Raw genomic sequence first — 14,582 nt, 5'->3', positions numbered from 1 at the left:
AGATGTAATGAAAAATGTGGGCATGAAAGCAGAAAGCTATCGTACAGCGGTTGCAACAGGAATATTACATGCACCTTCGCATTGCATCGAACTGTTAAGAAATGGCAATACTGAAAAAGGTGATGCATTAAAAACTGCCCGAATTGCAGGAATTTTGGCAGCCAAACGTACCGATGAGTTAATTCCACTGTGCCATCCTTTGCCAATCTATCGTGCAGATGTGGAATACGAGTTAAATGAAACCTATGTGGTGATCATGGCTACAGTTGAAACAATAGGTCCAACTGGCGTAGAGATGGAAGCATTAACAGCAGTGAGTTTGGCAGGTTTAACTTTGTACGATATGTTGAAACCGCATTGTGAACCCGAGGACTTATGCCTAGATCAATGCAAATTACAAAAGAAAAAAGGTGGGAAATCACACTTTACGCGTGTATTGAAAGAATCTTTGGCAGCTTCAATTATTGTTTTATCTGATACTGTTGCTTCAGGCAAAAAACCAGATACTGCTGGGCAAAATGTATTGGAGATCCTCGAACAAGCCAATTTTGTGGGAATTGACTATCAAGTGATTCCTGATTCACCTGAACAATTATTGGCTTTAATTGAACAACAAAAAAATCAATATCCACTGATTTTAACAGTGGGAGGGACAGGGTTAGGGTCAAAAGATCTTACTGTGGAAACCATTCAACCCTTACTTCAGCGTGAAATTCCCGGTTTGATGGAAGCTTCACGCAGTTTTGGTCAGCGCCGTACACCTTATGCTGCTTTAAGCCGTGGGGTTGCTGGCTATATTGAAAAAAGCTTGGTCATCACCTTGCCGGGAAGTAGACAAGGTGCGCAAGAATCATTGATTGCGATTTTACCTGCTTTGGTTCATCTCTTTGATGTGCAAAAAAACATCCCACATGCAGGAGGCTATCAATGAATCAACACCTTGTTAATCAAGGTTGTGGTGTAGAGAAGGGCTTAATTTCTATTGATCATGCTTTAGCGCTTATTTTGACACATAGCCATTGTTTAGATACAGAAGTTTTACCACTGAGCCAAGCGCTTAATCGATATCTTGCAGATGATATTTTTTCAAAGATTGACTTACCTTTGTTTTCGCAAAGTGCTGTTGATGGATATGCATTATCTAGTCAAGAACCGGTAGAAGCGGGCACACAGTTTGATGTTGTGGGTGAGGTGCGTGCAGGGCAAACAGTCGATGTGAAACTGTTACAAGGACAGGCCCTACGAATATTCACAGGAAGTCAAATACCGATAGGAACTACTACAGTTGCCCGTCAGGAAATTGTGGAAGTGCTTAGCACGCAAGTGATTAGAGTTGATGAAAAATTAAAACAATATGCAGATATTCGTGAGAAGGGTGAAGAGGTGACGCAAGGTCAGCGACTTGCGCCTGCTGGTCAGAAGCTAAATACGGGAGTGATTGCTGCGCTGAGTATGGCAGGAGTAAAACAATTAAAGGTTTTTAAATACCCTAAAATTGCTGTAGTAATTACAGGGGATGAAGTTGCTGAGACTGTCGAGTGCTTAAATTCAGGTAAAATTTTTGATGCAAATGGACCTTTGATTCAAGCATGGTTCCAAACACACAATCAAAGCATAGATGTGATTCATGTTGATGATCAACAACAACAAGTCCTCAATTTATTTGACGAACTCAAAAATCAATATGATTTGATTATTAGTACTGGTGGTGTCTCTGTTGGGGACTATGATTTTGTTCGACCTGTTGCACTCAAGTTAGGTTTTGAGCAAATTTTTTGGAAAGTCAAACAAAAACCTGGCAAACCGATGTTGTTTGCTAAATATCAGCGCAAAGATCAACATCATTGTTATTTATTGGCATTACCGGGAAATCCAGCTGCGGTCTATATCGGTATGCAAGTCTACGTCTCAACTTTACTGGGCGCTTTGCAAGGACATCTATCTCCCCCGCATTGGCAAAACGGCATCATCAGTCACACGCTTAAATCCGATGCACGTGAAAGATTTTTAAGAATGAGTGCTGTCTTTGAACAAGGTCACTTAAGTTTAAAAAGTTTAGCAAAACAACAATCTCATATGCTCAGTAATCTCATTCATGCCAACTGTATTGTACGGGTTCCCGCAGAGCAAGACATACAGAAAGGACAGATTTTACCGGTGTTATTCATTCAAAATTGAGGGAATAAAAAATGCGTAGACCGATCAATTTTGTGCTTGCTTTCACGCTGTTTTCGACGCTATCACATGCTGAAACCGTTAAGATTTATTCGGCAGCAAGTTTGACCAATGCTATTACAGATATTGCCAAAGTATATGAAAAGCAAAATCCAGAGATTAAAATTGTGCCTGTGTTTGGTGCATCATCAGCACTGGCAAAGCAGATTGAAGCAGGTGCACCCAGCGACATTTTCTTTTCTGCCGATCAGGATTGGATGAATTACTTGGTACAAAAACAAAAAATTCAACACAACCAAGTGAAGCCTTTTCTGTTTAATCTGCTGGTTTTAATCAGCCCAGTTCAAAGTAAGCAACAGTTTAAAGCTGTACCACAGTTCAATTTTGCGCAATCCTTTCAGGGTCGCTTGTGTACAGGACAAATGGAATCTGTACCCGCAGGTAAATATGCCAAACAAAGCTTAATTAAATTGAATTGGCTCGATAGTTTGAATGGTCGAATTGTTGGCACTGACGATGTTCGCTCAGCCTTAGCATTTGTTGAACGTGGCGAGTGTCAGGTGGGAATCGTCTATAAAACAGATGCGTTGATCAGTAAAAAAGTCAAAATTTCAGGTGTTTTTCCAAGCAATAGCCATCAACCCATCGTCTATCCGATTGCTTTGACTGAACAGGGGCAAAATAATCCATCTGCAGTCAAATTTAATCAATACTTAAAGGAAAATCCGCAAGCTAAAAAAATACTGCTTCAATATGGATTTACCCTTTAAGGCCATCGTCTATGTTAAGCCCTGAAGAGTGGAGTGCGCTGTATTTATCTGCAAAAGTTGCGACTTGTGCAACTTTATTCTGCCTGCCTTTTGCAGTGATGCTGGCTTGGATACTGGCGCGTTATGACTTTAAGTTGAAGTTTGTTGTTGAAGCATTACTACAAATGCCAATGGTCTTACCGCCAGTTGTTTTAGGTTATTTACTTTTAATCTTATTTGGTGCACAGGGTTGGATTGGTCAATATTTGAATCAACTCGGTATTCAAATGGCTTTTAATTGGAAAGGTGCAGTTTTGGCATCGATGGTGGTGGCTTTCCCACTCATGGTACAGCCGATTCGATTGTCTTTTCAAATGATCAATCAGCAATTAGAACAGGTGGCAGGCTCTCTAGGTGCCAGTCCATTCAAGGTGTTTAGAAGTATTAGTTTGGTTTTGGCGCTACCCGGAATTTTAATCGGGAGTATTTTATGTTTTAGCCGTAGTTTGGGGGAATTTGGTGCAACCATTACTTTTGTCGGGAATATTCCAGATGAAACCCGCACTATCCCAATCGCCATTTATTCCTTGATTCAACAACCTGACGGCGAGCAGGCTGCCATGCGTTTGGTGGTGCTGTCATTGTTAATCGCTTTCTCTGCATTAATCGCAAATTATTATATTTTGCAGAAGTATCAGCGAAAACTGGGAGGTAAAGATGCTGCAATGTGATTTTCAGTTTCAATATGCTGACTTGAATTTACAGGTACAGTTGCACATGCAGCAACAATTACTCGGGATTATGGGACCTTCAGGATGTGGTAAATCAACCTTACTTAAAAATATCACTGGGTTATTACAACCGAGCCAAGGCTCAATATTACTGAACAAACAAGTATTATTTGATGATCAGAAAAAAATTCGTGTCCCGATGCATCAACGCCGTATTGCATTGGTTTTTCAAAAGGCATGGTTATTTCCACATATGAATGTTCAACAGAATTTAAAATATGCCGAACATTTACGCACTGATCTCGATAAAAAATTTGCTTTTGAGCAGATTGTGGATTTATTGGAACTAAGGAACTTACTTAAGCGCCATGCACATCAACTTTCTGGTGGCGAGGCGCAACGTGTTTCAATTGGACGAGCACTGTTGTCTTCTCCAGATTTATTATTACTCGATGAACCTTTAACAGGTTTGGACCAACGCTTAAAACAACAAATTTTACCTTTCCTTGATCGGGTAAAAACCCAGACTCAATTACCGATGATTTATGTGACACATCACGCCGATGAGTTGGCTTATTTAAATGCGCAAGTGCTTTATATGGATCAGGGAAAAATAATAGAGCGTTAAAATTATATCCAATATAAAATTGTGTCTAAGCACAGTAATTTGATGCAAAACATTCTATAATTCTGACTTAATTTTTTTGTTGTTTGTCCTTTTACATTTGCAATTATGTCTAAGCTTTCCCAGTATTTTGCTCAAAATCAATTTTGTTGCTTAGTAGAGTATCTCCCTACAAAAAATCAGGTACTGCCTGTAAGGGAAAGTTTGGCTGGTTTTCCAGCCTGTATGACCTTATCTGATCGTGTGCGTTCTGATGAGGATATTGCTCCTTTGATCGCTGCACAAGCATATCCAGATCATATCGAGAAGGTTTTACATTATGCAGGTAAGGGGCGAGACATTGATGATTTTAAATTATTTTTAAAGCAAGCAGATTCAGTCGGATTACGAGATATCTTGTTACTGACAGGTGATAAGCTTAAACAACACCATGATGGTCAGGGGCAACATGCCAGAACCCGCTATTTAGAATCGGTCAATGCGGTTATGGCTGCTCATCAATATGGCGGTTTCCATATTGGTGTAGCTTTTAATCCCTTTAAATATACGCCAGCTGAACAACAAGCACAGTATTTAAAACTACATAAGAAATTAAATGCAGGTGCAGATTACATCATTACTCAATTGGGTTTTGATTTGTCCGCTTTAAAACAACTGCAAACTTTTTTAGCCCAAGAAAAATATATCCAAAAAACGCTCGCTTGTGTCATGCCACTGACTTTAGCGCGAGCACAATTTATGGTGAAGCATAAAGTTGCCGGTATCGTGATTACCCCGCATATGCTAGAGGTTTTAACACAGGATCAAGTCAATCAATGCCCAGAAAATGTGTATAAGCGCTGTGCTTTACAAATTCTGATTTGCCAACATTTGGGTTATGCCGGTGTACACCTTTCAGCATGTCATAAAGCTGATGAGCAAATGCTGTTAGAACAGTATATTGAACAATATCGCGGCCTGAATTTGTCTCAATGCGAGATACTTTGGAATCAATTGTGGCAGCTAGCAGAGGGTGAACAACTTCGACCAAAAGTGACGGCTAAACGGATAAAGTCAGCATTGAACAACAAGGTGAAATATCAGTTTTTAGACCTGATTCATCGTGCTATGTTTCAGTCTAGCTTTATGAAAGGGGTGGGTACTTTTATTTTTAATGCCAGCTTCTGGAATAGAAAAACTGCCGCCAAAGTACTCTTACAGACTGAATATTTAAGTAAGCATTATTTGCTGGGCTGTGAAAGTTGTGGTCAATGTCGTTTGGCTGAAACTTTATATATTTGCCCAGAAACTTGTCCCAAAGGATTAGCCAATGGTCCATGTGGCGGTACCGATTTAGATCGCTGTGAGTTTGGCGATAGGGAATGCATCCATTCGGTTAAATCCCGTTTAGCGCATGATGTGGATCAAATTCAACTGTTAAAAGAACAACTGATTCCAACTGTACCGATCGAGGTACGAGGAACCAGCTCTTGGAAAAATTGGTATAAAGCAGAGTAGCTAAATTTAGTGCTCTTCATCCATAGCATTACTATAAAATTTTTCACCTAATTTGATTCGATCACGACCATTTTTCATACGCCAGCGATTGGTATCACGTAATGAATACACACAGCCACAATATTCTTGCTGGTAAAATTCTTCGCGTTTACTGATTTCAATCATACGATGCGCACCACCATTTTTGCGCCAGTTATAATCCCAATATTCAATTTCAGGATAATGTGCTGCTGCTCGGATTCCACAGCCATTGATCTGTTGCATGTCTTTCCAACGAGATATACCCAAGGAACTACTGATTAAGCGAAAACCATGTTCATAGGCATATAGGGCTGTTCGTTCGAAACGCATATCGAAACACATGGTACAGCGAATACCTTTTTCAGGTTCGTTTTCCATGCCTTTGGCACGGGCAAACCAATTGTCGGTATCGTAATCGCAGTCGATAAATTCAATATTGTGCTTCTCGGCAAAACGAATATTTTCTTCTTTTCGTATCAGATATTCTTTTACTGGATGAATATTGGGATTATAAAAAAAGATCGAAAAATCAATTTCTGATTCAATTAAGGTTTCCATCACCTCACCTGAACACGGCGCACAACACGAATGAAGCAACAATTTATTGTGACCTTGAGGTAATTCGAGTTTTTTTCGTTCCAGCGTCATGTTGAACAATATAAAAAGTGATGGATTGAGTATTGTAAAAGTTTTTATGCGATATGGGATTGCGATTAGGTGAAATGTTTTCATGTTAAACTGAATGATTTTATATTTAATCCTTTTTATTGAGCATTTTAACAGTTATATCAGTGCTTTATTTTAAAGTTGATGCACTTTAAAAGCTAAATAGAATATCGTAGCAGATTATTTATTTTTTGCTTTAAAGTGAAAAAAAATAATTATAATGAGCATTAGGTGAAAATAATTAAACATAACTTTAGTGAATCAGTTATGCTATAGGCAATAATCTGCGTCACAAACTCATCTGGTAATGACTGAATGTTAGAACTTCGACATCTAAAAACACTGACTGCTCTTCGTGAGCATGGCTCATTAGTGGCAGCCGCAGGAGATCTGTGTCTGACCCCATCGGCATTGTCGCATCAGCTCCGAGAGCTGGATCAATGGTTTGGTGTAGAAGTGGTTAACCGTCGTTCACGACCTGTCAGTTTTTCCAATGTAGGACAGAGATTATTAAAATTGGCAGATGATATTTTGCCTCAAGTACAAATTACTCAATCTGATATTACCCGTATCGTACACGGGCAAACTGGACGAATTGTTTTTTCTTCTGAGTGTCACAGTTGTTTTGACTGGTTAATGCCGTTGTTAAATCAATACCGTCAACAATATCCCGATGTAGACTTAGACTTTGCTTCTGGCTTTGAAGCAAATCCACATGAATTATTACAAACAGGTGAGTTTGACCTGTTAATTACTGCTGATCCAATCGCACTGAAAGGCATCGAATATTTCCCAATTTTTGAATATGAATCACGTTTGGTTTTATCTCAGACCCATCCTCTGGTACGTATGAAGGAAATTACGGTTCAGGAATTAGCAGAAGAAACTTTGGTAACCTATCCTGTAGATAAGCATCGTCTTGATATTATGTCTAGACTGTTTATTCCTGCCAATATTCAGCCCAAACATATTCGTACTACAGATCTGACCCAAATGTTGATCCAGTTGGTTGCCAGTGGTCATGGTATTGCTGCTTTACCAGATTGGGTGGTAAATGAATATGAGCAAAAAGGCTGGGTGGTGTCTCGACGCCTCGACTGCGTCGCACCTGAAGGTTTACGCCGGACTTTATATGCAGGCTATCGTATTGAAGAAAAAGAAAAAGATTATTTTGATGGTTTTCTTAAACAACTGGATAAATTTTCTAAGAAAAGAGCAAGCTATTATTAATTAATTTCACTTACCGTTGCTTGTCACCACTACAGAGCAGGGAGTAGTAAAACCTGATTGCCTGTAAAAATGGATCAGGTTTCTACCATAAATATGCTCATTTCTCTATAAACCTAGCTTTAACTTGCTATAAAAACTATGAAGAAATGTCTGAGTTTATAAAGTAGAAAAAATAACAATTTATAAGCCATGATGAAACATCCTTTCTTAGATGATTTATGAGAGACTTTTTATGACCGAACAGAATCATTCAGATTATCAAAATTTAAAAACCTTCATCGGTCAGACTTAAAAATAGTGTCTATCACAAAAGCAGAAGCAGTGAAATAAAACTAGATATGCAAAGTCGCTAAAACTTGTCTTTCACTTTTTTGATTCAGTAAAGTCATGACCGAATGTTTTTTAATGGCTTTACCTATCGAATCTATTCATCTAAATAACGTGAATTCGATACAATTAAATATTCAACTCATTGAAAAATAATAAATCTATGTGGATTTTTTCTGGATTTTCATCCGATTTTGGATCACCCTGCGGCTCGACATACTTGTTTTGGCATGAGGAGCGAAGCTCCGTAAGCGCAACCATCAATATAGCTTCATTTCTCTTGATCAATAAAATGAAGGCGATCAATAGATTGTTTGATGATCTAAAGCTTGCACTGCCACGCTTTAGTGCTAAAGTTTAAATTCTTTTGCGTAGGCGATGGCTCACTTTTCAGAGATGAAAAGTGACAAAAATCTTTCGTTGAGCGAGGGGTACATCCTTTACCCCCGCTAAACATGGCGACATCCATGTCGCCTCACGATAGCAAGACCATCAATGATTCAAAAAGTACAAAATAAATGAATCATCCAAATCACTTGTATGAATAATCAGGCGGTTTGACTGTATCATCTTTCATCAAGGATTTTTATCGAACTCAGGTTAAATAAAACGATTTTTGACCATAAATGGCGCTTCATTTTTAAAATAAGCCTAAAACGCACCCATATTGCTCAAAATAAGTATGACAAAAGCTGAAAATCGTAATACTGAATTGGCATAGCCTTTGCATTCCTTAGCCCTATAAAAAGTGATCTAGGGTTCCGATATTTGTACCACACAAATATGTCTGGACCGAGAGTTCACGGTTCGCAAGAACTACACGGAGGGATAAAAGCCCGGGAGGAAGTCAATCAACTATCCGAACAGGAGTGGCTATGAACACGACACATTATCATGATCAGAATGAGATTTGGTCTGAAAAATTACCGGGTGGGCATCACTGGTCAGGTCGTATTCCCAAAGGAACTGTACTGCAATTTAAAGCTTTAGCTAAAAATGCCAATGTGTCTTTGTTCTGTGTCAATGCGAATGACAGACTTGAACGCTTCAATATGCCTGACAGCCTAAAAGGGCAACATACTGCATATTTAACACAAGGTCATGTTTTATATTCTGATTTGGGACGAGTCATGGCATCAATTGTTCGTGATGATCATGGCTGGAATGATGTTTTATGTGGTGCAAGTCGACCTGAACAAATTCAGCGCACTTTTGGAACGAAAAGCTTTCAAGATGCCCGAAATCAGATGTATCAAAATGGTTTAGATGGTTTGCTGATTGAAATGAGTAAGTATTCTTTGGGGCAAATTGATTTAAGTGCCACGATTAACTTATTTTCAAAAGTCAGTCCAGATCAAACAGGTGCATTGAGTTATGTTGCTTCGGATAATCAGGATCAAATCATTCAGCTCCGATTTGAAATGGATAGTTGGGTGTTTTTATCCGCTGCACCACATGCTTTAGATCATTCTGCGGATTATGCTCCAGCAGCTATTGCTTTAAGTCTTTTTACTGCTTTGCCTTTGTCAGAACATGATATTTGTCGGGATTCTTGTCCACAAAATCAACGCGCATTTAACAACAATGATCGTTATTTTGCACGCCATTCATCACATAACATTAACGTATAAAGAGGGCAACGATCATGACCATATTCAGTTCAATCGAGCATCGTGTGTTCGACCAAGTACTTGTTGATGACGTATGCCTTGCAGGTGAGGCATGGATGGGCGAAATTAAAAAAGGACAGTATTTTCGCATTGTTGATTTGGAAGGCAATCAAGCAGTCGATACTTTGTTCATATCTGCAGAAAACCCAGCTGAACGTTATAGTGCGACGGACACTTTGAGCATCAATCAACATATATATTTAGAAAAAGGTACCACTTTATATAGCAATCATGGTCGTGCGATTGGCGTGATTCATGATGATAACTGCGGTCGACATGATACCTTGGGCGGTGCATGTTCATGTGAAAGTAATACTGTACGTTATGCACATGAGACTTATCCAATGCACAGTTGCCGTAATAACTTTATGTATGCATTGGCGAAACATCCAATTGCACAAAAACACCAACTTAATGTTCGACATATTGGTCCAAATATTAATTTCTTTATGAATGTCCCTGTGAGCTCTAAAGGTCATTTGACCTTTGCTGATGGTATTTCGGCAGCAGGAAAATATGTTGAAATCAAAGCAGAAATGGATTTGATTATATTGATTTCGAATTGCCCCCAATTAAACAATCCATGTAATGGCTATAACCCAACCAAAATTCAATTGATTGTTCATACTGGTACGGAGGCTTAATTATGTTTAAAAAAGTTCTCATTGCCAACCGTGGTGCAATTGCTTGCCGTGTCATACGCACACTGAAAAAATTAGGCATCGCTTCCGTTGCTGTTTATTCAGAAGCCGATCAAGATTCTTTACATGTGACCTTGGCAGATGAAGCATTTTGTATTGGTGCAGCGCCTGCGCAACAGAGTTATTTGAATATTGAAAAAATACTGGAAGTTGCAAAACAAACTGGCGCTGAGGCAATTCATCCGGGATATGGATTTTTATCTGAAAATGCGGAGTTTTGTGATCTTTGTGAAAATCAGGGGATTGCTTTTATTGGTCCAACATCCAGTCAAATGCTGGATTTTGGTTTAAAACATACTGCACGTGAACTTGCAATTCAAAGCCAAGTCCCGTTATTGCCGGGAAGTGCTTTGCTGGCTAATGAAAACGAAGCCATTACTGAAGCTACACGGATCGGTTATCCCGTCATGCTGAAAAGCACCGCTGGTGGTGGCGGTATTGGGATGCGTTTGGTTTGGAATGAAGCTGAGCTCAGAGATGCCTATCAAACTGTCTCTTATCTCGCTCAAGCAAACTTTAAAGATGCAGGTGTGTATTTAGAAAAGTTTGTGGAGCATGCTCGGCATATTGAAGTACAAATTTTTGGTGATGGTACAGGACAGGTATTGGCTTTGGGAGAGCGTGATTGTTCTGTACAACGCCGTAATCAGAAAGTCATCGAGGAAACGCCAGCACCCCATTTAAATGCTGAACAGCGCGAATATATTCAAAAAATTGCAATTCAACTGATGCAATCAGTCAATTATCGTTCGGCAGGGACTGTTGAATTTGTCATGGACACGGAAACAGAGCAATTCTATTTCTTGGAAGTGAATACGCGTTTACAAGTCGAACATGGGGTGACTGAACAAGTTTATGGTGTTGATCTGGTCGAATGGATGGTGACTTTAGCCAGTGGTGACTGGTCTGCTCCACAAGAAAAATTAGTCCCGAAAGGGCATTCGATCCAAGTACGTTTATATGCTGAAGACCCGATTAAGCAATTTCAGCCCAGTGCAGGATTATTGACGTATGTGCAATTTGATTCGCAGGCGCGTGTCGAAACATGGGTCGAAACCGGTTCTCATGTTTCTTCATTTTATGATCCGATGCTGGCCAAAATTATTGTCACAGCAGCAGATCGAAACTCAGCAATACGCGCCATGCAAGCCAGTCTTGCAGTAACTCAAATCGCGGGTATTGAAACCAATTTGGAGTATTTGCAGAATATTATTGCAGGCGAAGTGTTCCAATCAGGAATGCAAACCACGCGTTTTTTAAATACTTTCGTATGGAAAACTCAAAAAATCGAAGTTTTACAATCAGGTATTCAAACTTCGATTCAAGACATCACTGGTCGTTTAGGGTACTGGGATGTTGGTGTACCACCGTCAGGTGCAATTGACCCTTTAAGCTTAAATGTTGCCAATCAACTTTTAGCAAATCCATACAACACGGCAGGACTAGAATGTACTTTACAAGGTCCAACTTTAAAGTTCCATTGTGATAGTCAAATTGTCATCACGGGTGGAGAGATGGCGGTCACACTTGATGGTATCGCTCTACCGATGTGGCAAACAATCAATGTTAAAAAATCTCAAGTCTTAAAGTGTGGCGCAATCAGCACAGGTTGCCGTAGTTATATTGGGATTAAAGGCGGATTTGACGTTCCAGAATACTTAGGCTCAAAAGCAACCTTTACCTTAGGTCAATTTGGTGGACATGCAGGTCGTAATTTATTGATTGGAGATATGCTTCCAATCACTGAGTATTGTTCTGAAGACAGTAAGCGTTTAGCCAAAGATCAAATTCCAAGCTTTAGCCGAACTTGGGAAATCGCTGTGATGTATGGTCCGCATGGAGCTCCTGATTTCTTTACTACAAAAGACATCGATCAGTTTTTTACCAATACCTTTGAAATTCATTATAACTCCAGCCGTACAGGGGTTCGTTTGATTGGACCAAAGCCAGATTGGGCACGTGAAGATGGTGGTGAGGCTGGCTTACATCCTTCCAATATCCATGACAACGCTTATGCAATTGGTGCAATAGACTTCACTGGGGATATGCCAATTATCTTGGGACCTGATGGTCCAAGTTTAGGTGGATTTGTATGTCCCGCAGTAGTAATTCATTCTGAACTTTGGAAAATTGGTCAGTTGAAGGCAGGAGATAAAGTCAAATTTATACCTGTAGGTTATGCGCAGGCAAAAAGTCTCGACCAAAAATATCATCAAAGTTTAATCGCTACAGACACGACTACTGTTGATTTCCATCCTCTGATTCAGCCTGAACATGAAACTTTAAGCAATGCTATACTTGCGAACATAGAGGGGCAAGGCAAGTTGCCAAGTGTCTGCTATAGACCCGCAGGAAACAGTTATTTATTGGTTGAATATGGTGAACTGGTTTTAGATTTAAATTTACGATTCCGTATTCATGCCTTGATGCAATGGGTAAAAGCTCAAAATATTCAAGGGATTATTGATCTCACACCAGGTATCCGTTCTTTACAGATCCATTTTGATTCAATTCAAGTTGATCAATTGGAATTGTTAAAGAAATTACAAAGTGCTGAAGCTGAACTGGTTGATATTGATCAGATGCAAGTTCCTTCAAGAACAGTTTATTTACCTTTGGCTTGGGAAGATTCACAAACGCAGTTAGCGACTGAACGCTATACCCAAATTGTGCGTCCAGATGCACCTTGGTGTCCTGATAATATCGAGTTTATTCGTCGTATCAATGGTCTAGCTTCTAAGCAGGCAGTGAAAGATGTGGTATATAGTGCGCATTATTTGGTGATGGGTTTGGGAGATGTATATCTAGGTGCGCCTGTAGCCACGCCACTTGACCCTCGTCAGCGTTTGGTCACGACCAAATATAACCCTGCTCGAACTTGGACACCTGAAAATGCGGTGGGTATCGGCGGTGCCTATATGTGTGTTTATGGAATGGAAGGTCCGGGAGGATATCAGTTCGTTGGACGAACTACACAAATGTGGAGTCGTTATCGTCAAAACGCAAATTTTGAAGCAGGCAAACCATGGTTATTGCGCTTTTTTGATCAGGTGAAATTTTATGAAGTTTCCGAGTCAGAACTACTGAAAATGCGTGAAGATTTTAAAGCAGGTCGTTTGCAACTTCGAATTGAAGAGGGCGTACTCAACCTTAAACAATACAATGACTTCTTAGCTGAAAATCAAGACAGCATTCAGGCATTTAAACATACGCAACAAACCAATTTTGAAGCTGAACGTCGTCGTTGGCATGCGGCTGGTTTACAAGAATATGTTTCTGAAAGTCTGGATGCTGTAGACGATGCAGAAGCCGTCATTATCCCGCAAGGTGGGTGTGCAGTTGAATCACATATGCCCGGTTCAATTTGGAAAATAGAATGTGCTTCAGGTGACATTGTGGAAGAAGGCACAACCCTTGCAGTGATCGAAGCCATGAAAATTGAAATTCCAATCATTGCACCTGAGCGAATGAAAGTTGAAACTATAACCATCGAAAAAGGTCAAACGGTAAAAACGGGGCAGGTGTTGTTTACCTTAGCACCGGTGGTTTGAAAAAACCTCTAAAGAGAGAACAATACTAAAACAAAGGGCATCATTAAGATGCCCTTTTTATCAAGTATGAAGTAAATGTTTAAGAATTTTGTCACCGTGTTCGACCGCTTCCCGTTTGATTTTAGACGCTGAGTGACCAGATAAGGGGGACACATCAAAGAGTAAAAAAGTGCCACTTAAATTCATTTGACTATATTGAATGGAGTGCTGAACAGATTTTAAAAAGCTTTCGATTAAATTTTCGTGTTCATTGATTAAATTTTTTTCTGGCTGTCCAACGGTCATACTCAGCAAAACTTTTTTATTTTTCAATTTATCTCCTTGTGAACCATAAGCAAATTGATAGCTAAAAACTTCATCGAACCATAATTTTAAAATAGCGGGCATATTAAACCAAAACATTGGATATTGCAGAATGACCGTTTCATGTCGCAGTAATGCCTGCTGTTCCGCTGCGACATCAATTTGATAATCAGGGTAGCGCTGGAAAATATCTCGAACTTCTAAATCTGGATATTTGTCTGTCAGTTCATTGACAATGGTCTTGTTTGCAATCGACCGTGTGTAATAGGGATGCGCCAAAATGAGCAGTGCCATAATATGTACCTATTAACTATAAAAATAATAGTCACTATATTT

General features: G+C 39.5%; 12 protein-coding genes and 1 riboswitch. Of the genes, 10 read left to right on the top strand and 2 right to left on the bottom strand.

Translation table 11 applies throughout. The annotated features are described in order from the left end of the window. Nucleotides 1-7 precede the first annotated feature (7 nt). From moaCB to AAV97_RS19620, 6 genes are all read left to right on the top strand, one after another. Nucleotides 8-931, top strand: a complete 924-nt coding sequence (gene moaCB / locus AAV97_RS19645) for a bifunctional molybdenum cofactor biosynthesis protein MoaC/MoaB (RefSeq protein ID WP_046761495.1) — start codon at nucleotides 8-10, stop codon at nucleotides 929-931. Then, on the top strand, nucleotides 928-2,178 hold the full coding sequence (locus AAV97_RS19640) for a molybdopterin molybdotransferase MoeA (protein ID WP_046761494.1): 1,251 nt from the start codon (nucleotides 928-930) through the stop codon (nucleotides 2,176-2,178). Before moaCB ends, AAV97_RS19640 begins: the two co-directional genes overlap by 4 nt. 11 nt (nucleotides 2,179-2,189) lie before the next feature. Beyond that, on the top strand, nucleotides 2,190-2,945 hold the full coding sequence (gene modA, locus AAV97_RS19635) for a molybdate ABC transporter substrate-binding protein (protein WP_009587099.1): 756 nt from the start codon (nucleotides 2,190-2,192) through the stop codon (nucleotides 2,943-2,945). Between the two features lie 11 nt (nucleotides 2,946-2,956). Further along, the gene (gene modB / locus AAV97_RS19630; protein ID WP_005032517.1) at nucleotides 2,957-3,655 is read left to right on the top strand and encodes a molybdate ABC transporter permease subunit; all 699 of its coding nucleotides are present in this window, start codon (nucleotides 2,957-2,959) and stop codon (nucleotides 3,653-3,655) included. Continuing rightward, complete coding sequence (locus AAV97_RS19625; RefSeq protein WP_046761493.1) at nucleotides 3,642-4,283, top strand: ATP-binding cassette domain-containing protein; 642 nt, start codon at nucleotides 3,642-3,644, stop codon at nucleotides 4,281-4,283. Before modB ends, AAV97_RS19625 begins: the two co-directional genes overlap by 14 nt. A 105-nt stretch (nucleotides 4,284-4,388) precedes the next feature. Beyond that, nucleotides 4,389-5,777 (top strand): methylenetetrahydrofolate reductase C-terminal domain-containing protein, encoded by a 1,389-nt coding sequence (locus AAV97_RS19620; protein ID WP_046761492.1) that lies wholly within the window; start codon nucleotides 4,389-4,391, stop codon nucleotides 5,775-5,777. A 6-nt stretch (nucleotides 5,778-5,783) separates the two neighbouring features. Here the strand turns inward: AAV97_RS19620 and AAV97_RS19615 are convergent, their stop codons facing one another. Further along, nucleotides 5,784-6,446 (bottom strand): epoxyqueuosine reductase QueH, encoded by a 663-nt coding sequence (locus AAV97_RS19615; protein ID WP_046761491.1) that lies wholly within the window; start codon nucleotides 6,444-6,446, stop codon nucleotides 5,784-5,786. A 333-nt stretch (nucleotides 6,447-6,779) separates the two neighbouring features. Between AAV97_RS19615 and AAV97_RS19610 the strand changes: the two genes are divergently transcribed. The 4 genes from AAV97_RS19610 (at nucleotide 6,780) to uca (ending at nucleotide 13,943) form a co-directional block, all read left to right on the top strand. Continuing rightward, on the top strand, nucleotides 6,780-7,694 hold the full coding sequence (locus AAV97_RS19610; protein WP_004828965.1) for a LysR family transcriptional regulator: 915 nt from the start codon (nucleotides 6,780-6,782) through the stop codon (nucleotides 7,692-7,694). A 1,069-nt stretch (nucleotides 7,695-8,763) separates the two neighbouring features. Next, nucleotides 8,764-8,866, top strand: a riboswitch (guanidine-I (ykkC/yxkD leader). Between the two features lie 30 nt (nucleotides 8,867-8,896). Continuing rightward, nucleotides 8,897-9,652, top strand: a complete 756-nt coding sequence (locus AAV97_RS19605) for an urea amidolyase associated protein UAAP1 (RefSeq protein WP_046761490.1) — start codon at nucleotides 8,897-8,899, stop codon at nucleotides 9,650-9,652. A gap of 14 nt (nucleotides 9,653-9,666) precedes the next feature. Beyond that, nucleotides 9,667-10,335: an urea amidolyase associated protein UAAP2 gene (locus AAV97_RS19600; RefSeq protein ID WP_046761489.1), complete on the top strand. Its 669-nt coding sequence runs from the start codon at nucleotides 9,667-9,669 to the stop codon at nucleotides 10,333-10,335. A 2-nt stretch (nucleotides 10,336-10,337) separates the two neighbouring features. Continuing rightward, the gene (gene uca / locus AAV97_RS19595) at nucleotides 10,338-13,943 is read left to right on the top strand and encodes an urea carboxylase (RefSeq protein WP_046761488.1); all 3,606 of its coding nucleotides are present in this window, start codon (nucleotides 10,338-10,340) and stop codon (nucleotides 13,941-13,943) included. A 60-nt stretch (nucleotides 13,944-14,003) separates the two neighbouring features. Here the strand turns inward: uca and AAV97_RS19590 are convergent, their stop codons facing one another. Then, complete coding sequence (locus AAV97_RS19590) at nucleotides 14,004-14,540, bottom strand: NAD(P)H-dependent oxidoreductase (protein WP_046761487.1); 537 nt, start codon at nucleotides 14,538-14,540, stop codon at nucleotides 14,004-14,006. Between the last annotated feature and the right edge of the window lie 42 nt (nucleotides 14,541-14,582).

It is taken from the genome of Acinetobacter sp. Ag2 (assembly GCF_001005515.1).
Lineage (GTDB): Bacteria > Pseudomonadota > Gammaproteobacteria > Pseudomonadales > Moraxellaceae > Acinetobacter > Acinetobacter bereziniae.
The sequence above is the reverse complement of the archived record's forward strand: the minus strand, read 5'-3'. Positions and strand labels throughout refer to the sequence as shown.